The organism is Streptomyces sp. NBC_01335 (genome assembly GCF_035953295.1).
Classification (GTDB): Bacteria; Actinomycetota; Actinomycetes; order Streptomycetales; family Streptomycetaceae; genus Streptomyces.
Window position 1 is genome coordinate 6,948,347 of record NZ_CP108370.1, and the last position, 20,443, is coordinate 6,968,789.

At 71.7% G+C, this 20,443-nt stretch carries 11 protein-coding genes; 3 read left to right on the forward strand and 8 right to left on the reverse strand.

Annotated features, from left to right (window positions below):
* Nucleotides 1-26 precede the first annotated feature (26 nt).
* The 4 genes from OG599_RS29685 to OG599_RS29700 form a co-directional block, all read right to left on the reverse strand.
* Nucleotides 27-1,307 carry a sugar ABC transporter permease gene (locus OG599_RS29685; protein ID WP_327179042.1) on the reverse strand — a complete coding sequence of 427 codons (1,281 nt, stop codon included), beginning with the start codon at nucleotides 1,305-1,307 and terminating at the stop codon, nucleotides 27-29.
* The gene (locus tag OG599_RS29690; protein WP_327179043.1) at nucleotides 1,304-2,080 is read right to left on the reverse strand and encodes an ATP-binding cassette domain-containing protein; all 777 of its coding nucleotides are present in this window, start codon (nucleotides 2,078-2,080) and stop codon (nucleotides 1,304-1,306) included. The genes OG599_RS29685 and OG599_RS29690 overlap by 4 nt, the downstream gene beginning before the upstream one ends.
* Nucleotides 2,081-2,214: 134 nt before the next feature.
* Complete coding sequence (locus OG599_RS29695; RefSeq protein WP_327179044.1) at nucleotides 2,215-3,306, reverse strand: sugar ABC transporter substrate-binding protein; 1,092 nt, start codon at nucleotides 3,304-3,306, stop codon at nucleotides 2,215-2,217.
* A gap of 1,120 nt (nucleotides 3,307-4,426) precedes the next feature.
* Nucleotides 4,427-4,780 (reverse strand): DUF6204 family protein, encoded by a 354-nt coding sequence (locus OG599_RS29700; RefSeq protein WP_327179045.1) that lies wholly within the window; start codon nucleotides 4,778-4,780, stop codon nucleotides 4,427-4,429.
* Nucleotides 4,781-4,933: 153 nt separating this feature from the next.
* Here OG599_RS29700 and OG599_RS29705 point away from each other — a divergent pair, with 153 nt between their 5' ends.
* Nucleotides 4,934-5,833, forward strand: a complete 900-nt coding sequence (locus tag OG599_RS29705) for an arginase family protein (RefSeq protein WP_327179046.1) — start codon at nucleotides 4,934-4,936, stop codon at nucleotides 5,831-5,833.
* A gap of 110 nt (nucleotides 5,834-5,943) precedes the next feature.
* Here OG599_RS29705 and OG599_RS29710 read toward each other — a convergent pair whose 3' ends face one another.
* Together OG599_RS29710 and OG599_RS29715 are read right to left on the reverse strand one after the other, a co-directional pair.
* Nucleotides 5,944-6,297 (reverse strand): VOC family protein, encoded by a 354-nt coding sequence (locus OG599_RS29710; RefSeq protein WP_327179047.1) that lies wholly within the window; start codon nucleotides 6,295-6,297, stop codon nucleotides 5,944-5,946.
* A gap of 149 nt (nucleotides 6,298-6,446) precedes the next feature.
* Nucleotides 6,447-7,256, reverse strand: a complete 810-nt coding sequence (locus tag OG599_RS29715) for a class I SAM-dependent methyltransferase (RefSeq protein WP_327179048.1) — start codon at nucleotides 7,254-7,256, stop codon at nucleotides 6,447-6,449.
* A 454-nt stretch (nucleotides 7,257-7,710) separates the two neighbouring features.
* Between OG599_RS29715 and OG599_RS29720 the strand changes: the two genes are divergently transcribed.
* Nucleotides 7,711-8,883 (forward strand): argininosuccinate synthase, encoded by a 1,173-nt coding sequence (locus tag OG599_RS29720; protein ID WP_327179049.1) that lies wholly within the window; start codon nucleotides 7,711-7,713, stop codon nucleotides 8,881-8,883.
* A 34-nt stretch (nucleotides 8,884-8,917) separates the two neighbouring features.
* Here the strand turns inward: OG599_RS29720 and OG599_RS29725 are convergent, their stop codons facing one another.
* Nucleotides 8,918-10,423 (reverse strand): bifunctional phosphatase PAP2/diacylglycerol kinase family protein, encoded by a 1,506-nt coding sequence (locus tag OG599_RS29725; RefSeq protein WP_327179050.1) that lies wholly within the window; start codon nucleotides 10,421-10,423, stop codon nucleotides 8,918-8,920.
* A 132-nt stretch (nucleotides 10,424-10,555) separates the two neighbouring features.
* The gene (locus OG599_RS29730) at nucleotides 10,556-11,005 is read right to left on the reverse strand and encodes a hypothetical protein (RefSeq protein WP_327179051.1); all 450 of its coding nucleotides are present in this window, start codon (nucleotides 11,003-11,005) and stop codon (nucleotides 10,556-10,558) included.
* 333 nt (nucleotides 11,006-11,338) lie between these two features.
* On the opposite strand from OG599_RS29730, the gene OG599_RS29735 reads away from it, so the two are divergent.
* The gene (locus tag OG599_RS29735) at nucleotides 11,339-20,383 is read left to right on the forward strand and encodes a polymorphic toxin-type HINT domain-containing protein (protein ID WP_327179052.1); all 9,045 of its coding nucleotides are present in this window, start codon (nucleotides 11,339-11,341) and stop codon (nucleotides 20,381-20,383) included.
* The last annotated feature ends 60 nt before the right edge of the window (nucleotides 20,384-20,443 follow it).

Here is a 20,443-nt window from a genome sequence, read left to right on the forward strand (position 1 = left end):
ACCTCATCGTTGCGCGGCGGTGAGCCTCATCGTTGCGCTGCGCGGCGGCGGGACAGAGCGTCCACACCCGCGGCGACCAGCAGTACCGAACCGGTGACAGCGTACTTGACGCCCGAGCTGTACCCCATGAGGCCCATTCCGTTCTGGATCACGGCGACCACCATGCCGCCCAGGACGGCGTCGATGACGCGTCCGCGGCCGCCGAAGAGGCTGGTGCCGCCGATGACCGCGCTGCCCACCGCGAGCAGCAGCACGTTGCTGCCGCCGGTGTTCGGGTCCACCGAGTTGCCGCGCGAGGCGGCGATGATGCCGCCGACGGCCGCCATGGCGGAGCAGATGACGAAGGCGGCGACCCGGATGAAGGCCACGTTGATGCCCGCCCTGCGGGCCCCCTCGGGGCTGCCGCCCACCGCGTAGATGTGCAGGCCGAAGGAGGTGCGCTGGAGGACGAAGGTGCCGATGACCAGCAGGGCGCCGATGACGGGCACCACGATGGGCACGCCCTTGAGCGAGTCGACGATGACGTTGCGGCTGCGTTCCTGGTTGAGCAGGTACACCGCCAGGCCGCCGAGCACGGCGGCCGTGGAGAGGCGCAGGGCGAGCAGGGTGGGCGGTGAGGTGGCCAGTCCGCGCGCTCTTCGGTTGCTGTTCGCACGGAACTGGACGGCGGCGTAAGCGGCGACGCAGACCGCGAGCAGGACCCAACCGAGCGCGGGGCTCAGGTTGTCGTTGGCCAGGGCGAGGATCGTCTTGTCCTCGATCGAGATGTTGGTGCCCTCCTTCAGGAGGATCAGCACGATGCCCTGGAAGCCCAGGAACGCGGCCAGGGTGACGACGAAGGACGGAATTCCGACCTTCGCCACCAGGGTGCCGAGGAGCAGGCCGATCGCCACCCCGGTCAGCATCGCGGCGACCACCGCCCCGTACCAGGGCCAGCCGTGGTTGGTGAGGAGGATCGCCAGTACGGCGGCGCAGACGCCGCTGGCGTACCCGGCGGAGAGGTCGATCTCGCCGAGGAGCAGGAGGAAGACCAGGCCCATGGCGATGGCGATGCTGCCGGCGCCCTGGGTCAGCAGGTTGGCGAAGTTGAGCTCGGTGAGGAAGACCGGGCGGAGGATCGCGAAGAACGCGCAGAGGACGACGAGACCGAGAACGGCGGGGAGCACGCCCAGTTCGCCGCCGCGCACCCGCTCGACGTAGGCGCGGGCGAGCGCGGCGATACCGGCCGCCTCGGTGCGGTCGTCCGTACCGGACGCTCCGGCCTTTCCGCTGTGGCCTTCCGGCTTCTCGGGTGCGAGGGCGGTCATGTGGCGGCTCCGTTGGTGTCGGCGAGGCCCAGGTCACCGCTGCGGCCCGCGGTGATCAGTTCCACGACCTGGGCGTGCGTCACGTCCGAGGTCTTGACCTGGGCGGCCATCCGGCCCAGGTGAAGGGCGGCGATCCGGTCGGACACCGCGAAGACGTCGTTCATGTTGTGCGAGATCAGCACGACGCTGAGTCCGTTGTCGGCGAGCCTGCGGACGAGCTCCAGGACCTGCGCGGTCTGTGCGACGCCGAGTGCGGCGGTCGGCTCGTCGAGGACGACGACCTTGCTGTTCCACAGCACGGCCTTGGCGATCGCCACGGTCTGCCGCTGCCCGCCGGAGAGGCTGGAGACCTTCTGGCGGACCGACTTCACGGTACGGACGGAGAGGCTCTTCAGTGTCTTGGCGGCCATCTCCTCCATCGTCCAGCCGTCGAGCACGATGCCCCGGTGCTTCTCACGGCCGAGGAACATGTTCTGGACGATGTCGAGGTTGTCGCAGAGCGCGAGGTCCTGGTAGACGATCTCGACGCCCAGCGAGGCGGCGTCGCGGGGGCTGTGCACATGGACCGGCCTGCCGTCGAAGAGGTACGCGCCGGAGTCGATCGGGTGGATCCCGCCGACGCACTTCACCAGCGTGGACTTGCCGGCGCCGTTGTCGCCGACCAGGGCGGTCACCTCCCCCGGGTAGGCGGCGAAGTTCACCTCGTGCAGTACCTGCACCGCGCCGAAGCTTTTGTCGATCCCCCGCAGTTCGAGGATCGGGGTCGCTGTCATGGGTGGACGGCTCCTTACGAGTCGTTGCTCCGAGGGGCCCCGGCCGAAGTCCGGGCCGGGGCCGCACGGGCACGCCGGGACGCCCCGGCACGGTCGGCCGGACCGAACGGCCGGGGCGGCCGGTCCGGGCTGGTCTACTGGATGCCGTACTTGGTGCACAGGGCGGCGTACTTGCCGGTGCACAGATCGGCCTTGGTCACGTATCCGTCGGCCACGACGTCCTTGACGTTGTCCCGGTAGATGGCCGTCGGGGTCTCCAGGACCGCGGCGACGTCGCGCTTGCCCTCCGGGTCGTTGACCGTGGCGTTGGTCTTCCCCTTCTCGCCCTTGGCCAGGCTCACCGCGAGCTGCGCGGTGGCGTCCGCCTCCTTCTTCACCGCCTTGTAGACCGTCATGCACTGGTCCCCGGCCAGGATGTTCTGCAGACCCTGGACGGTGGCGTCCTGGCCGGTGACGGGCACCTGGCCGTTGCGGTGGTTCTTGCGCAGCACGGCGATGGCGGCGTTGCCGAGGCCGTCGTTGGCGGCCAGCACTCCGCCGATCTTGGGCTCGCTGGTCAGCATCTGCTCGAAGATCGTGCCGGCCTGGGCGTTGTCCCAGTCCGGAACCGACTGGTTGGGGCCCTTGGTGTACTCGCCGGAGGCGTACTTCGGATCGAGGACGCCGTTGTACCCCTGGGCGAACAGCGTGGCGTTGTTGTCGGTGGGGGAGCCGTTCAGCTCGGCGACGACCGGCTTCTCGGCCTTCAGGTCGGTCAGGCACTTGCCGAGACCCTCGCCCTGGAGCTTGCCGACGGCCGTGTTGTCGAAGCTCACGTAGTACTGGGCGGAGCCGCCGAGGGTCAGCCGGTCGTAGTCGATCGTGGCCACGCCCTGCGACTTGGCCTTGGCGAGGACGGCCTTGCCGGTGCCGCTGTCCAGGTTCACGATCACCAGGACGTTGACGCCCTTGGTGATCATCTGGTCGGCGATGGTCTGGAAGGCCTGCTTGTCGCCCTCCGCGTTCTGGATGTCGTAGTCCACGCCCGCGGCCTTGAAGGCGGCGGTCAGCAGCGGGCGGTCCGCGTCCTCCCAGCGGGCCGACGACTTGCTGTCCGGAAGGATCACGCCGATCTTCGGCTTCTTGGCACCGCCGTCGGCTCCGTCGTCACCTGAGGAGCCGCCGCAGGCGGCGAGCGATGTCATGAGCACCATGGAGGTGCCGGCGAGGACAAGTCCCTTGCGCATCGGAAGGGCCCCTTTCTGGGGTACGGCCGTCCGGCGCCGGTCGCACGGGTCGGCAGTGATGGATTACCGGCAACGCGGCGAACACGCGGTGCGTACACGGGCGTTGAATGTTGTGGGCGGCAACATACGCGGGTCGGCCGACCTGTCACCAGCCCCTCGCCCGCACGGCCCGGTCACGATCGGATCACGCCGTGGCAATCGGCCGGAAACACCCTGATCACCTTCAACTCCCTTCTCTTGTAGGTGTATCGACCCCGCATCGACGAGTCGTCAGGGAGTGCGGTTCCGTCTTCGGGTGGGCCTGCCGCGCGGATCGATGGCCGCGGCGCACAACCGCCGTGCATGCAGCGGGAGTTCGAAACTTTCGATGTTTACACGGCAAGTTTCGCGTGTTCTTCTGCTGCGCGCCCGGCCCTTTCACGTACTCGCTCGTCTCCGTGCCGCAACGTGTCCGGCGAGTCAGGCGCAGACCGGTGAGGAGGCATGGTCGTCACCACGGAGGCGGGCTCGCCGCGGGCGGGGGCGGGGGCGGAGGCTCCGGAGCCGGTGGCCCGGGGCGGGCGCTCGTCGCGGTGGGCGGGCTGTCGCTCGCACTCCTCGCGTGCGCCACGGTCGGGGCCCTGCCGGTCGGTCTGCTGCCGCAGAACGCGTACGGCCCCGGGGTGTCACTGCCGTCCGTGGGCATCCTGCCGGGACCTGGCTCGGGCAGCAGACCGACTGGCGCGTGCCGTTCGTGGTGATGAGCGGGCCGGGGCTGATCGCCGGGACCGTCGTGGTGGGCCTGCTGCCCTCGTCACCGGACGAGGAGAAACCGGCCGCCACCGCCCCGGAACCCGACCGCTTCCGGTTCCCGCTGCTCGTGGTGGTGACCGCTGTCGTCATCGGCGGGTCCTACACCTTCACCTGCTGCACGTACGTCACCGTCTTCCTCACCGACGTCGCGGGATCTCCCCGCTCCCTCGGCGCGGTGCTCGCGGTGGGATCGATGTCGGCTCGTTCTTCGGCGGGAGCGTTCTGGGCGCCCACGGCCCGCACGGCGTCGCCGTCCTCGGCCTGTGCTTCGCCGCCGCCGGGCTCCTGCCGCTCCTCGCCGAGGAGCTCCTCAGTCGTCTCGCCGCTGTCAGGCGGCCCCGGGGCCCCGCCGACCCTTGTAGTTGACCTTCATGGTGTCCATGTCCGTCGCCGTGGAGCGCAGCGGCCCGTACCCGTACCCCTGAGTCATGAGCGCGGTCTCCGCCCGCTCCTCGGCGAGCGCGGACGCCATCTCCTCGCCGTCCTCGGCGTCCGACACCACGATGTACCGGAAGCTGAAGTGCTTCAGCACGGTGTCGTAGGTGAGCGAGCCCTCCTCGGTGAACTGCATGGAGGTGAGGCCGTGGTCCGCCACCTCGGCGAGCAGCCGGGTCCGCGCCTCGTCCGTCAGCCCGTCCCAGGTGCCCCGGACGATCACCCGGTATGTGTGCTGCGTACCCATCGTGGTGCCCTGCCTTCTTCTGCGCCGCACCGCTTCGGTGCCGTGCTGCTGTTGCGCCGTGCGGCTTTGTGCCGTGCGCGGGAAAATCCCCGCGCGTTCGTCCCGCGGCGAAATGCGCTTGCGGCCCAGGTTACGACGGGAAGGATGAGAGGCATGCGGAATATCGTCGTCATCGACGCACCCTCCAACCTGGGCCTGAGGCCCCCGTCGCCCGGCACCGTCCCCGGCTGCTGCAAACTCGCGGGAGCCTTGCGCGACCAGGGAATCGTGCGGAAGCTCGGGGCGCTCGAAGGCGGCGTCGTGGTCCCCCCGCGCTATGACCTCGGCACCTGGCAGGAGGGCGACGGCGTGTTCAACGCCACGGCCCTCGCCCGCTACACACGCACCCTCGCGGACCGCCTCGAACATCACGTCAGGGCGGGAGACTTCCCGGTGGTACTGGGCGGCGACTGCTCGATCCAGCTCGGCGCCTCCCTCGCCCTGCGCCGCATCGGACGGTACGGACTGGCGGCCGTGGACGCGTCCGCGGACTTCCGGCACCCGGGCAACTCGGACCGGATCGGCGCGGCGGCCGGTGAGGAAATGGCCCTCGCGACCGGGCGGGGACAGGACGATCTCACCGACCTCGAAGGGCTCCGCCCCTACCTGCGGGACGAGGACCTCCGCCTCTTCGGGCTGCGGGACGGGGACGAGGACCGGGCCGAGCTGACCGGTCTGAAGATCCCCCACCTGACGGTCGGCGAGATCCGTGAGTGGGGGCCGGCCGAGGTGGCCCGGGCCGCGGTCGTGTCCCTGGAGGGCCCTGCGCTCGACGGATTCTGGGTGCACCTGGACGCCGACGTGCTCGACCCGAGTGTGATGCCCGCCGTCGACAGCCCCGACGACGGCGGACTCCTGCCGGACGAACTCGCCGCACTGCTGCGTACGTTGGTCGCCTCACCCCGGTGCGTGGGGCTCAACGTCACGATCTACGACCCCGACCTCGACCCCGAAGGCACCGCGGCGGCGCTCCTCACGGACCTCGTGGTGGGGGCGTTCCCGAGGCAGCCCTGAGGTGCTGGGCCGCCCCGGGCGCCGCCCGGGGCCCGCGGTTTCGCACGAGCCGGGGTGGGCGGACGCTGCCGGGTGTCCGGCCCGTCGGGTCGGTGAAGACCCGGGGCGGGTCAGACGATGGCGTTGCGGTCCGCGTACTCGAAGACCGAACCGTCCGGGTGCAGGGCGATCAGGTTGCGGCCCGCGGGGGTCGGGACCGGGCCCGCGACGATGTGCGCACCGGCCCGGGTGAGTGCCTCGCGGGCCTCGTCCACGTCCTTGACCGCGATGGTGGCCGCCACCTTGCGCAGCATCTCCAGCTCGGTCTCGGGCCCGCTCATGAGCAGGAAGCAGCCGATCGCGGCGACCGACACCCCGCCGCGCTCGAAGCGCAGCGCGCGGGTGCCGGTGATGCCCTCGTAGAAGGCCACCGAGGCCTCCAGGTCGTCGACGCAGATGCGTAGCGTGGTTCCCAGGATGTCCATGCACACGAGGTTAGTTGGGGCTCCAGGGTCGCGTGATCGATTCGCGTCGGTCCGGACCGGCCGCCTGCACCGGTCCGGACCGCCCCTTCGCGACGGGACCTGAGGACTGCGGGCCGCCCGGTCACGGAGCCGGGGAGCCCCGTCCCGGGTCACACCCGGCAGAGCACCTCGCCGTGCGGCACCATGAACCAGCCGTCGCCCTCCTCGCCCCAGGCGCGCCACGCCGCCGCTGCCGCGGTGAGGTCCTCGGCCGTGGCGTGGCCGGCGTCGACCACCTTCCGCGCGTAGGAGGAGGCGACCGTACGGTCCGCCCACAGCCCGCTCCACCAGCTCCGGCTCTCCGGCGTCGCGTAACACCAGGCGGCGGCGGTCGGGGTGATGTCGGTGAAGCCGGCCTGCCGGGCCCAGGAGAGGAGCCTGCGCCCGGCGTCGGGCTCCCCGCCGTTGGCGCGGGCCACCTGCCGGTACAGGGCCAACCACGCCTCCATGCCCGGTACTTCCGGATACCAGGTCATCGCCGCGTAGTCGCTGTCCCTGACGGCGACGAGCCCGCCCGGGCGGCAGACCCGGCGCATCTCGCGCAGCGCCTGCACGGGGTCGCCGACGTGCTGGAGCACCTGATGGGCGTGGACCACGTCGAAGGAGTCGTCCGGGAAGTCCAGTGCGTGGACGTCGGCGATGGCGAACGAGACGTTCTCCAGCCCGCGTTCGCGGGCGGCTCCGGCCGCCTGGTCGAGGATGTCCTGGTTGGTCTCGACGCCGGTCACGACGCCCGGTGCGACCAGCGCGGCCAGATCGGCCGTGATCGTCCCCGGCCCGCAGCCCACGTCCAGTACGGACATTCCCGGCTTGAGCTCACCGAGCAGATAGGCCGCCGAATTCTCGGCGGTGCGCCAGCGGTGCGAGCGAAGCACCGACTCGTGGTGCCCATGGGTGTAGACGGCGGTTTCCTTCGGCATGCCGAATGTCCTCTCTCCGAGCGCTGCTTCTAGCGATGACCCAACGGTACGCCGCACTCCGCATGATGAGATACGTGTCTTGTGATGTGAGACGCAGGTGGCTGGTCCGTGTGGCTGACCGATGCCGTCGCCCCCGCGCGGACCTCGGGGTCGGACCATGAACTGGTCCTGTTCCCCATCAACTTGACGCGACGTTCTCCGGGGCGACGGGGCCACTCCCGTAGCGGGGGACGGGCATCCTGCACGACCTGGGAGAGTGGTTGTGAGCCCGTGCCCGTACCTCCGGCGTGTCCGGCGCCGTTGTCGGGGTACCCCGGTTCCGCACCGGGAGGCGCACGCTCGGAAAAGGCGGGACGACCATGCGCGGAGGGCTCGGCACGTCGGCGGCGACGCGGTCCCCGACGGTCTCCGCGCCTGTACCGCCCCATGCGCGACCGACACGTCCGGAGGGCCCATGAAGATCGTGCTCGCCTATTCGGGAGGTCTGGACACCTCCGTGGCCCTGCACTGGCTCAAAGAGCGGTACGACGCCGAGATCATCGCGTTCTGCGCGGACATCGGCCAGATCGAGTCCCTGGACACGATCGAGGAGCGGGCGCTGCGTACCGGCGCCTCGAAGGTGTACGTCGAACCGCTCGCCGATCCCTTCCTGAAGGACTTCGCGCTCCCCGCCCTGCAGGCGCACGCCCGCTACGAGAACAAGTACCTGATGGCCGCACCGCTCTCGCGCCCGCTGATCGCCCGGCGCATGGTCGAGATCGCCCACGCGGAGGGTGCGGACGCGGTCGCCCACGGGGCGACGGGCAAGGGCAACGACCAGGTGCGATTCTTCACCAGCACCACCGCGCTCGACTCCGGACTACGGGTGCTCGCACCGGTCGTCGACTGGCCCCTGACCACTCGGGAGTCGGAGTTCGCGTACGCCCGCGAGCACGGCATCGAAGTGCCGGTCACCCGGGACAACCCCTACAGCATCGACACCAACATCTGGGGCACCAGCATCGAATGCGGCGAGCTGGACGACATCGGCCGGCCGCCCCCGGCGCGCGCCTGGCAGCTCACGGCCGACCCGGGGAGCGCCCCGGACCGGCCGGAACGGGTCACCATCGGATTCGAGGCCGGAACTCCCGTCGCCCTCGACGGCGAAAGGCTCACCCTGACCGAACTGGTGCGCCGGCTCAACAGCGTGGCCGCACGGCACGGAGTGGGACGCGTCGACATCGTCGAGAGCCGTATCGTCGGCTTCAAGTCGCGCGGCATCTACGAGGCGCCGGCCGCCACCGCCCTGATGGCCGCGCACGAGGAACTCGAGGCGCTCGTCCTCGACCGCGAGACACTGCACCACAAGCAGTCCCTGGCTCCGCGCTACGCCGAACTCGTCTACTACGGATACTGGTTCTCCGACCTGCGCCGTGCGCTGGACGGCTTCGTCTCCAGCCTGCAAGCCGCTGTGACCGGCGACATCACGCTGGAGCTGTACAAGGGCTCCCTCACCGTCGTCGCACGACAGTCCCCGAACTCCCGCTACAGCGGACCCCTGGCCACCTACGAAGCCGGCGACACCTTCGACCACCGTGCGGGCGCCGCCTTCGCCTACGTATGGTCCCTGCCCCTCGCACGACCGTGAGGGGCAGGGCGACCCGCGGAAGGCCCGGGAGCCGTCAGACCGGCATGGGACAGTAGACCGTCAGCGCCTCCGGGAGCTTGTCGACGAGCAACTCCGTTCCCGCGTGGGCCACTTCGCCGTCGTACGCGTACGGAGTCCCCGGCGGCAGTCCGGCGATCCTGACCCGGCGGCGCCGCTCCGCCGCGTGCACGGGGGAGCGGGTCAGCGGGCCGGCCACGGCCGCCGCGATCAGCCGGAGCCCGGGGGTCCGGCCGCCGTGGACCACGCGTACGTCCAGCAGCCCGTCCGCGAGGTTGTGGCGCCTGCCGGGTGCGGGGCCGACCCGCTGGAAGAGGCCGTTGCCGACGAAGAGCAGCCACAACGGACGCCGCTTGCCCTGGAGTTCGGCCTCCAGAGGACGTTCCCCGCGCAGCACCTCGAAGGCCGCGAGCATCCCGGCCGGCCATCCGCCGATGCGGGGCGCCCAGTGCTCCCGCTTCCGTACGAGCTCCGGATAGACGCCGAGGCTGAACGCGTTGAGGAAGTAGCCGTCCGCCCCGTCGGGCCCGTGCGGGCCGGGCCGGAAGCGTCCGAGGTCGACGCGGACCGCGTCACCGGCCTTCAGCGCGGCCACCGTGTCGTGCACCGTCTCGATGCCGAGGTCGTACGCGAAGTGGTTGAGGGTGCCGCCGGGGAACACCGCCAGCGGGACCCCGTGGGTCGCCGCGACGGACGCCGCCAGGTTGACCGTGCCGTCGCCGCCGCAGACGCCCAGCGCCCGCCCCCTGGCGACCGCCTCGGCGAACGTGTCCGCCAGAGCCTCGGGTGCGCACTCCACCACCTCGGCCATCGGCAGCGCGTCCCGGACGAGCGAAGCCGTCCCCCGCGCGGTCCCCGACCGTTCGTTGACGACCACCACCAGGCCCTCGCCGGCCGGGAGCGACGGGGCCTCCGTGGGCGGCCGGCCGGGGGCGGGGAGCTGGCCCCGGGTCGGTACCACCCCGCGCAGCGCGAAGGCCGCGCCCACGCCGAGCGCGGCGCCCGCCACGACGTCGCTCGGATAGTGCACCCCCGTGTAGACCCGGGAAGCCGCCACCGCCGCGGCCACCGGGGCGACGGCCGCGCCCCAGCCCAGGGACTCAAGGGCCACCCCGGTGGCGAACGCGGCGGCGGACGCGGCGTGACCGGACGGGAAGGACGTGGTGATCGGCTGGCGCTTCAGGCGCCTTATCACCGGAACCATGTCGAGCACCGGCCGGTCCCGGCGCACCGCGCCCTTGCCGACCGTGTTGATGGCGACGGAGGCGAGGGCGAGCGAGGCCACACCGCGCAGCGCGGCCCGGCGCGCCCGCGCGCTGCCGCCCAGCGTGGCGATGCCCGCGGCGGCGCCGAACCACAGCAGTCCGTGGTTGGCGCTGCGGCTCAATCGGGGCAGCACGGCTTCCGCGCCGGGCCAGTGCCGGTCGGCGACCCCCTGGAACGCGCTCAGGTCGCGCTGCTGGAGCCAGCCCCTGAGGCGGGTGGACGAGGTGAAGGTGGAGGGCAGAGGGCGTGTGGACATGGCTCAGCGCATACCCGGTCCCGCCGCCCTGAACCAGGAGGCGCGCGGAGAGGGGCCGTCCGGGGTGCGTCCGGGGGCCCGGGGCGGACGGTGCCCGTGCGCCCGGGGTGCGTCCGGGCCGCCTCCCCGCTGCTATTCGGCCGCCGCGCAGGTGCTCAGCGCCGAGATCGCGCTCTGCACCTGGTCGGGCAGGGTCTTCATGTCGGGGCTGCGGTTCTTCTCGGCGCTCTCGGCCAGGCCGTGGTAGACGGTGCTGAGCTGCTTCGCGGCCTTCTTGGCCTCGGGGTTCTTGATCTTCTCGGCGTCGTCGGCGAACTGGTCCGAGGCGTCCGCGAGGTCGGCCTGCGCCTTGGCCGGGTCCCCCGCGTCGGTGGTGATCTTCTGACCCACGTCGTCGATGTGGGTCATGGTCGCCCGGCACGGGCCGCCCTTGGCCGGGGTCGTCGAGTAGTCCCGCGGCGCCTTGCTCGCGGAGGCGGCGGCCTCGGGGTGCGTATCCGAGGAAGAGCAGCCCGCCGCCGCGACGAGTGCGAAGGCGGTCAGCGCGATCGCGGCCAGTCGGCGGCCCGTGTTCCCTGACATGAAGTTAACCCCCTGCGATGGATCGGCGGAGGGAGTTGATCACGAACGTGACGCAGCGTCAACACGGTTCCGGTGGGCGGGGAGATGCGGGCCGGCCGGTGGGGGCCTTCGTCGGGGTGGCTGGATTCGACTGTCGGGCCCAGAAGGTCCGGGGCCGGATCCGGCCGCAGATCCGGCAGCGGTGGCGGTCGAGGGCGTCCACGGAACCTTTACGACTTTCACTGACAAGCTGTCAAGTAGGGTCACGCGCGCACGATTTGTCGTTGCCGCCTTCACTTCGCTCCAGTAGCGTGCCTTCGTTTTGGATCTTGTAACTCAATCGAGGGCGGGGACTTGTACTCCATACGTACCGGCCGAAGATCGGCCGGACCGCGTGCGGTCGTCTCGGCCGCGATCGTCCTGGCGATCGCGGCGTCGACCGTAGGCACCACGACGGGGAGGGCCGAAGCGGCCGTTCCGTCGCAAGCGCGGGCGGCGACGTCCGCCGAGAACGATCTGGAGACACGCGAACAGGCGATGTCCGACGCCGCGGACGCGCGCGCCGAACAGGCCATGTTCGCCCGGATCATGCACAGCGGCGGTCCGGCCATGAAGGCCAACGCCGGTGAATGGCTCGCGGGGCGCGACGAAGGCCCCTGGGCGGGCTGGAACGTCTTTCTCGGGTCCCGCTCCAAGGACATCGTCCTGGACGAGGACGGCAACGAGACCGACGACTCCGGCCTCGGCGAGGGAATCGGACCCATCGCGCAGAGCGCGCAGGCCACCATGGCCAACGGCCAGCTGCACGTCGGCATGCTCACCCGTGACGGCAGCGTCTACGACGACGTGCGCTACCCGGACGGCACCTGGACCGGCCCGATCCTGATCGACGGCGGAACCAGCACCACCGCCATCGCGGCAACCGCCCTGCCCAACGGAGAGCTGCACTTCGAACTGCTCTCCGCCGACGGAAGGGTGACCGACCGCACCTACGAACCCGACGCCTACCCCGGCTACTTCATGCTGGGCGGGGGCGTCAGCGAGGTGCTCTTCGACTCGCTCCCCGGCAAGGTCGAGTCCCTCGCCGCGACCGGGTCCTCCACCAGCGAACTGACCCTCGCCATGCTCACCGGCGACGGCAAGGTCTGGGGCAACGTCCGTCGCGGCGACGGCACCTGGTCCGGTACGACCGCGATCGACGCCGGCACCGCCCCTTCCGCGGCCGTGGCCCTCGCCACCACCGCGAGCGACCAGGTCCACCTGGAGATGCTCGGCACCGACCACACCGTCCGTGACCGCGTGCGCGGGACGAACGGCACCTGGGCCGCCGCCGCGGTCGTCGACTCCACCGGCAAGGCCCGCGCCCTGTCGGCCGTCACCGTACCGACCGAGCGGCTGCACGTCGCCACGCTCACCGACGCCGGTACGATCACCGACCGCACCCTTCAGGACAACGGCAGCTGGACCGCTTCCACGGTGACCACGCCGCACGCCACCGCGTTCTCCCTCGGTGCCCGGCCCACCGGCGAACTGCACGTCCAGGCCACCGCCGACGACGGGCGGCTGTGGAGCACCACCCGCGCCACGTCCGGCAGTTGGAGTACGCCGTACGTGGTCGACGGGGCCTTCGGCCACGCCAGGGACCTGCAGCTGGCCACCCTGCCCACCGGCGACCTGCACCAGCTCACCCTCGCCGACGACGGGACCGTCTGGGACCAGAAGCGCGGCGCGTCCGCCGACGCCTGGACCTCCGCGCTCTCCGGCTCGGTCGTCGTGGACGGCTCGGGCAAGGCTCGTGCCGTCGCCGCGGCGTCCACGTCCAACGGCGACGTGCACGCGATCGTGGTCGACCAGAGCAACACCGTGCGCGACTACGTCGGCCATCCGGACGGCAGTTGGGCCGCCCCGGTCGTCGCGGACCAGAGTGGTAACGCCCGCGCCGTCTCGGCCGTCGGTACGCCCGACGGAGAGCTGCACGTCGGCGTGGTCAAGGCCGACGGCACCGTCCAGGACACCGTCCGCCACACGGACGGCAGTTGGACGAACGCCGCCGTGACCACCCCGCGCGCCGACATGGTCGCCCTCGCGGCCACCCCCGCCGGCGAGCTGCACGTCTTCGTCTCCGGCGACGGCGACAAGGTCTGGGACACCGTGCGCGGTACGGACGGCACCTGGGCCGCGGCGAAGGCCGCCTCGGACGGTTCGTACAAGGCCGACGCGATCGGCGCGAACGGACTGTCCGACGGCCGGGTCCGCCTGGTCGCCCTGGACTCCGCCGCCGGTACGTACTCCGGCCACCTGCGCAGCAAGGCCGGCAAGTGGTCCGTCGACGTGGGCCAGTTGGGCTGGCCGCTGGCCTACGCCAAGAGCGTGTCGGTGACCCAGCTCGCCAACGGCGAGGAGCACATCAACGAGTTCTCCGAGCCTCAGGTCGACGACGCGTTCACCTTGGACGACCGCAGCGCGAGCGCCTACGACTCCTCCCGCGAGGCCACCGACGACGGCCTGGAGCAGTTCATCGAGCCGTACGCGACGTCCTCGGACCACGAGCTGCCGCAGTACGACACCGATGTCACCGACTTCATGTCCTCCGCCGGGATGTTCCAGCGCGACTGGGCCAACCTGTGGGTGACGCCCCCGGTGGTCAAGGCGAGCCAGGAGGCCCAGGACCGGGTCACCGAGATCGTGCAGGAGCTCATCGCCGAGAACGGCGGTGAGGACCCGTACGGCATGTACACGATTCTCGGCTCACAGACCAACAGCGGCTCCGCCGACGACGTGCGCCGCTTCATCCAGTACCACGGCCTGCCGACCGTCGCCCCGGCCAAGGGCACTCCGGAGTTCCGGGTCGAGGTCGAGGCGCTGAAGGCCCGCTGGTCCAGCGGCGACACCTCCAACCCGACGGACTGGAACCACGTCCTCGTCGAGGTCGAGGAGACCGCCTCCAGCGAGTGGCTGGCCGAGCAGGCCGCCCAGGCCGAGCCCCGTAACGACATCGTCGACGCGGAAACCTCGGCACTGACCGCGCTGGAGACCGGTGCCCGCGCCATGCACCAGGCCCTCGGCTACGGCTGGGCCGCCAATCGGCTCCTCACCTGGCAGGCCAACCCGTCCCTGCGCAAGACCGGCACGGGTGCGAAGACGACGGCCCAGGCGGTCGCCGACCTCGCCACCGTCAAGGAACTGGTCACCGGACAGGCCCAGGTGGCCCGGAAGGCCGCGAACGACGCCGCCGCCGCCGAAGCGAAGGCCGACGCCGCCGTCGAGGCGGCCAAGACCATCGCCCGGGGCGACGGCACCCCGCTCGGCCGTGGTCTGTACTACGCCCAGCAGTCCGCCCAGGTGACCAAGGCATCGGCCGCCGCCGCGCTCGCCACCGCGAACGCGCTCGACACCGCCGTCGCCGCCACCGACGCCTCGGCGGCCAACAGCGCGACGCTGCTGGCCAACGCCCAGGCCCAGGCCGCGGCCGCCCGCGCTGAGTTCCAGCGCGAGTCGGCCGAGCAGTCCGCGAAGGACGCGGCCGATCTCGCCGCCGACGCCAAGAAGCGCGCCGACGAGGCCGCAGCCGCGGCCGCCGAGGTCGCCGACGCGAAGGCGACGGCCGTCCAGGCCCAGACCGACGCCACCGCCGCGAACACCCGCGCGAAGACCGCCGCCGCCAACGCCGAGACGGAGCGGCAGAACGCCGCCACCGCCAAGGCGAAGGCCCAGACGGAGCGCGACAAGGCGGGGGAGGCGCTGAAGAAGGCGCTCGACCAGGGCAAGGAGGCCGCCACCAAGCGGACCGCCTCCAACACCGCCGGCTCCGACGCACGGAAGCAGGCGTCCGCGGCCGAGCAGGCCGCGGCGAAGGCGAAGGTCGCCCGCGACAACGCCGCTTCCGCGCAGCGTAAGAAGGACGTCGCCACCGCCACCGCCCAGGCGCTCGCCGCAGCCGCGGTGGCCGCCGAGGGGACCTCGTCCGCCGCCGCGGCGAAGGCAGCGGCCGACCGCGCGGCCGAGGCCGCCGAGCAGGCCAGGACCGTCGCCGAAACGGCGGCGACCGACGCCCAGTCCACCAGCGAGGCATCGATCGCGGCCCGCAAGGCGGCGACCGAGTCGGCTGCCGCCGCCGCGCGTTCCACCACGTGGGCCGCCGACGCCGACGCCAACGCGCTGATCACCTACCACGCGGCGATGTCGGCCGAATCGGCCGCCGCGACCGCCATCGACGAGGCGCACACCGCCGCCCAGAAGTCCGTCGACGCCGCCGGTGACGCCACCGACGCGGCCCAGGCGGCCCTCGCGGCCAAGACCAAGGCCGTGGAAGCGGGCGTGCAGGTCGAGGCGGCGCTCAGCGCGTCCGCCGAGGCCGCCGGACAGGCGTACGCGGCCGGCCAGGCCGCCGACGTCACCCGGGCCGCCGCCGCGACGGTGGCCGCCCCGGCCGCCTCCGCGATCGAGCTGAGCGCCCCGTACGCCGAGACGGACTCCTCCGCTGGTCTGGCGACCCTGGTGTCGAAGAGCGCCCAGTCCCTCGCCGAGCAGCAGACGGCAGCCGCCGACGCCAACGCGGCCCAGGCGGCAGCCGTCGCCCAGGAGGCGCAGGACGCGGCCGACCGGGCGACCGGCGACGGAAAGCGCGCGGCCCAGGCAGCAGCCGACGCCGCGGCCTCCGCAGCCGAGGCAGCGGCATCGGCGGAGGCGGCGCAGAAGTCGTCGACCGACGCCGAGAACGACGCCAAGGCCACCGGCGACGCTTCGGCGAAGGTCGCCGAACTCGACACCGAGACGCAGGCGCTGGCCAAGACGGCCTCGGCCTCCGCACAGGCCGCCACGGCCGACGCGCAGGCGGCCGACTCCGCGGCGAGCGCGGGCGAGAAGGACGCCACCGCCGCCGCGGCCACAGCGGCGACGGCCGGCGAGGACGCCACCAACGCACAGAAGGTGGCCGACAAGGCGGCCAAGGACGCCACCGCCGCGGAAGCGGCCGCGGCCTCCGCCTCCGAGGACGCGACCAAGGCCGAAGACGCCGCCGCCGCTGCCGAGGAGCAGCTGCGCAGCGACGAGGCGGCACTCGCCGCACAGGTCGCCGCCGCGCAGGCGGCCGCCCAGGCCAAGCACGACCTGGACGCCCGGGCGAAGCTCATGGACGACCAGGCGGACATCCGGATCGGCCGGGAGAACCTCGCCTACCTGCTGCACGTGGGCGGCGTCGCCTCCAAGACGCTGGCGGCCACCCGGCTCGCCGGATCCGGCCAGATCGGCACCACCACGTCCCTGTTCGACCAGGACGTGTGGGACGCCTGGGACGCCGACGTACAGGAGGCGCGCGACCAGTCCGAGGGCATGCTCGCGCGCACCGACGAACGACAGGAGACCGTCTGGAAGTACTTCACCTCGGACTTCGCCAACACCGAGCCCGAGTACGACACCGCGGTCACCTCGTTCCTCAACCCGGGCACCGTCTACCAGCGGATCGGCTCGGCCGTCGGCTGGGGCCGTCTCGCCCAGGTGCCGCAGGCCAGCCCGGCCGCCCAGGCCAAGGCCACGGAGATCCTCCAGGAGAAGATCGACGCGGGGGACTGGTACGGCTGGTGGCAGCTGATGCTGGACAACCAGGATCTGCGCGGCTCGGCCGACGACGTACGCCGCCTCATCCAGTACAAGGGCTACCCGACCGTCGCCCCCGAGAAGGGGACGCCCGAGTTCGACATCGAGGTCGAGCGGCTCAAGACCCGCTGGGCGAACGGTGACCCGACCAACCCCTGGGACCCGTACCAGGTGATGGTCGAGGTCGAGGAAGTCGCCTCGGCCCAGTGGGAGGCCGAGTACACCGCCCAGGCCGGCGACCGCAACAAGATCGCCAACGCCGAGATCAAGGCGCTCAAGGCCCTGCAGTCCAGCGCGGTCGCCATGCACGACGCCCTGGGCAACGCCTGGGTGGCCAACAACCTCATGGAGGCCGAGGCCGACCCGAACAGCGCCTGGAACACCTTCATCAAGGACTGGCCGACCACGATGGGCGGTAACTTCTCGTCCGACGGCAAGCCGGTCTCCGTCACGGCGGACCTGGCGGCACTGAAGGACCGGGTCGACGCACTGTCGGCCACGGCCACCCAGAACGCCAAGGACGCGCAGGCGGCCGCCGACGCGGTCGTCGCGGCCGAGGACGAGGCCGCGGCCACGGCAGGCTCCGGTCAGGTTCCCGAGGGACGTGGCCTCGCCTACGCCAACCAGTCGGCGCAGGTCACCAAGTCGGCGGCAGCGGCCACCCAGGCCACCTCGCTCGCCATGAAGACCGCGGTCGCCGCGACCAACGCCACCGTCGCGGACAGCGCCGCCCTGCTGGCCAACGCCAGCGCCCAGGCGCACGCCGCACGGGCCGCCTTCCTCAGGGAGACGGCGCAGGACAGCGCGGAGAAGGCCGAGGCGGACGCGGTCGCCGCGCACGGCAAGGCCGTCGCCGCCGCCAACGCGGCCGCGATTGTCGCGGCCGACAAGGCGAAGATAGGCCCGCTGGAGACCAGCTCCAAGGCGGCCGCCGCGACGGCCAAGAGCGCCGCGGCCACCGCCGCGGCCGAAGCCGAGAAGTCCGCGGCAGCGCGGGCGACGGCGGAGTCGGAGCGCGACAAGGCCGACGCCGCCGAGGCAGACGCCCAGGAACAGGCCGCGATCGCGGCCGAGCACGAATCCAACGCGGCGGCCGAGGCCGACCGGGCCGCGGGCGACGAGGACACGGCGGCGAAGGCCGAGCAGGACGCCGCAGCCGCCAAGTCCCGGGCGAGCACCGCCCGTAAGGAGATGGATCAGGCCCGTGCACGGGCCGCTGCGGCAGATGCCGCTGCGGCAGCCGCGGAAGGCACCAGCGCCGCCGACGACGCGGCGGCCGCTGCCAAGCAGGCACGGCTGGAGGCCAACGCCGCCGCTCTCGCGGCGGACCAGGCCAACACCGACGCCAACAACGCGACGGCGGCGGCGATCGCGGCACGGTCCGCCGCGACGGTGTCCACCGCCGCCGCGGAGAAGGCCACCCAGGCGGCCAAGGTCGCCGACAAGGCAGCCGCGCAGACCTCGGCCAACGCCGCCGCGGGACACGCGCTCGCGGCGGAGGCGATCGAGCAGGCTGGGGTCGCCGCGCAGAACTCCGACGCGGCCCAGGCCCTGTCGAAGGACGCGGCCAAGGAGGCGGAGAACGCCAAGGCCGCCGCCGAAGGCGCCCGGGACGAGGCGGACGGCGCGGCTTCCGACAGCGCCACCGCCACCGCCCAGGCACACGCGGCGGCCCAGCAGGCCGAGATCGCCCGTGACACCGCCAACGCCGTCACGGCCCCGGCCGACCAGGCCATCGAGCTCGGTATCGCGTTCGCGGCCACCGACGCCACGGCCGGTCTCTCGGTCGTCGTCTCCGACACGGCGAAGACCCTCGCCGAGCAGGAGGTCGAGGTCGCGGAACTCCGCGCCGACGAGGCCGAGGCGTTCGCCGAGGCCGCGCAGGACGCGGCCGACCGCGCCGACGCCGACGCCAAGCTCGCCGCCCAGGCGGCGGCGGACGCGGCGGCTTCGGCTGCCAGGGCCGCACGCGAAGCGGCCGACGCGCTGAAGTCGGCCACCCAGGCGGCGGCCGACGCGAAGGAGGTGAAGGCCGGCTCGGAGCGTCTCGACGCGCTCAACTCCCAGGCGCAGGACAGCGCGTGGCAGGCGAACGCGTCGGCGAGCGACGCCCAGGACGACGCCGCCGCGGCAAGGGACGCGGCGGACGACAGCGAACTCGACGCCGCTTCGGCACGGGACGCGGCCGACCGGGCCCGGACCTCGGCCGACGATGCGTCCAAGGACGCCGACGAGGCCGAGGCATCGTCCGACCTGGCGGCGGAGTACGCCGCCAGCGCGCAGGCCGACGCCGACGACTCCGAGAAGATCGCGGAGGCCACGAGCCAGCTGGCAGAGGACCGGTCGCCCAGCACGGATCACCCGGTGGACGAGGAGTACCCCGGCCTGGTCGTCGAGCCGATCGACCTGAAGCAGTCGGCCCAGGCGACCGACCAGTGCAGGCCGAACACCCACGTCCTGCACTGCAGCCTGCCGATCGACGTCCACATCACCGGCACGGCGATGTACTTCCTGGTCACCTGCGCCGATGCCAACGCGACAGCGGCTCAGTGCATCGCCGGCGGCACCTACGAGAAGGACTACCTCGACAAGGACAAGATCGACTTCACCGAACACCGGGTGCTGGACATCAATGTCTGGGAATTCGATGTCAACCTGGCGAAGTCGATCGGTTACTCGCTGATCAGCGACTTCATCGGCTGCGCCAAGCATTTCGACCTGACCAGCAGCGACTGCCTGTGGGCCATCGGCTCGATCGTCGTCCCCGTGGCGGCCAAGGCCGTGCTGAAGGGTGCCGCGGCGCTGCGGATGGCCATGGCCATCGGCGACATGGTCGGCATGGACGCCGCCGTGAACGTCCTGACCCAGATGGCCAGGACGGGAGCGATCAGCGCGGTCACCTTCCGCAACCTGAGGAACCTGTCGATCGCGGCACGGCTCCGGGCCATGGTGGCCGGCCTGGTGTGTTCGGCGGTACACAGTTTCCCCGCCGGCACGCAGGTCGTGATGGCGGACGGCAGTACCAAGCCGATCGAGGAAGTGCGCGAGGGAGAGCTGGTACGCAGCGCCCCCGGCGGCGGGGACTACGTGTCGCGTGCCGTGGAGCGCACCTTCGTCACCACGACCGACACCGAGTTCACCGACCTCACCCTCACCACGGGTGACGGCCCGCAGGTGATCACCAGTACGCAGAACCACCCGTACTACGACATCACCCGGGGCGCGTTCGTCGAGGCTTCCGATCTGGTGGCCGGTGACCGTTTGCAGACCGATGGTCAGCAGACCGCGGTCGTGCGTTCGGTGCGCGACTACACCGATTCGGTGGTTACTTACGACCTGACGGTCAGTGGGCTCCACGCCTACTTCGTGACGACCGGCCTTGTCCCCGTTCTGGTGCACAACACCGGCTGCAAGGAGGCGGCGCTCGACGCCAACACGCTGATCGCAGCCGTCTTCGAGGGGCACGGGGCGGCTGTCGATGCCGTGCTCGCGGGCCGCGCGCCGGTAGTCTCGCCGATGGCGTTCGCCGAGGCCTCGGTGAAGACCCCCGAAAGCGTGGTGAGGGCCTGGATCACCGAGCGGGGCGGTCGTATCGCAGCCGCTCCGAATCCTGACACCGCCAAGGCGCTCCAGATGTACCTTCGGTCGAAGTGGACGAAGGGCCAACAGCCGAAACTGGACGAGAAGGACCTTCAGGTCGCGGCCTCGGCCTTCGACGAGGGGCTGACCCTGATAGTCAACGACAAGAGGATGGCCAACAAGCTGACGACCATCGGTATGCCACATGAGAGGTATGTCCCGTGACCGTGTTTGACCTTCTGCTCGTACCGCGGCCGACGCCATGTCGCCGGTGCGGCGCCCAGC

Bases quoted from the DNA above. Each gene is read 5' to 3' on its own strand.
- OG599_RS29685 (WP_327179042.1), bottom strand. From the start codon at position 1,307: ATGACCGCCCTCGCACCCGAGAAGCCGGAAGGCCACAGCGGAAAGGCC.
- OG599_RS29690 (WP_327179043.1), bottom strand. From the start codon at position 2,080: ATGACAGCGACCCCGATCCTCGAACTGCGGGGGATCGACAAAAGCTTC.
- OG599_RS29695 (WP_327179044.1), bottom strand. From the start codon at position 3,306: ATGCGCAAGGGACTTGTCCTCGCCGGCACCTCCATGGTGCTCATGACA.
- OG599_RS29700 (WP_327179045.1), bottom strand. From the start codon at position 4,780: ATGGGTACGCAGCACACATACCGGGTGATCGTCCGGGGCACCTGGGAC.
- OG599_RS29705 (WP_327179046.1), top strand. From the start codon at position 4,934: ATGCGGAATATCGTCGTCATCGACGCACCCTCCAACCTGGGCCTGAGG.
- OG599_RS29710 (WP_327179047.1), bottom strand. From the start codon at position 6,297: ATGGACATCCTGGGAACCACGCTACGCATCTGCGTCGACGACCTGGAG.
- OG599_RS29715 (WP_327179048.1), bottom strand. From the start codon at position 7,256: ATGCCGAAGGAAACCGCCGTCTACACCCATGGGCACCACGAGTCGGTG.
- OG599_RS29720 (WP_327179049.1), top strand. From the start codon at position 7,711: ATGAAGATCGTGCTCGCCTATTCGGGAGGTCTGGACACCTCCGTGGCC.
- OG599_RS29725 (WP_327179050.1), bottom strand. From the start codon at position 10,423: ATGTCCACACGCCCTCTGCCCTCCACCTTCACCTCGTCCACCCGCCTC.
- OG599_RS29730 (WP_327179051.1), bottom strand. From the start codon at position 11,005: ATGTCAGGGAACACGGGCCGCCGACTGGCCGCGATCGCGCTGACCGCC.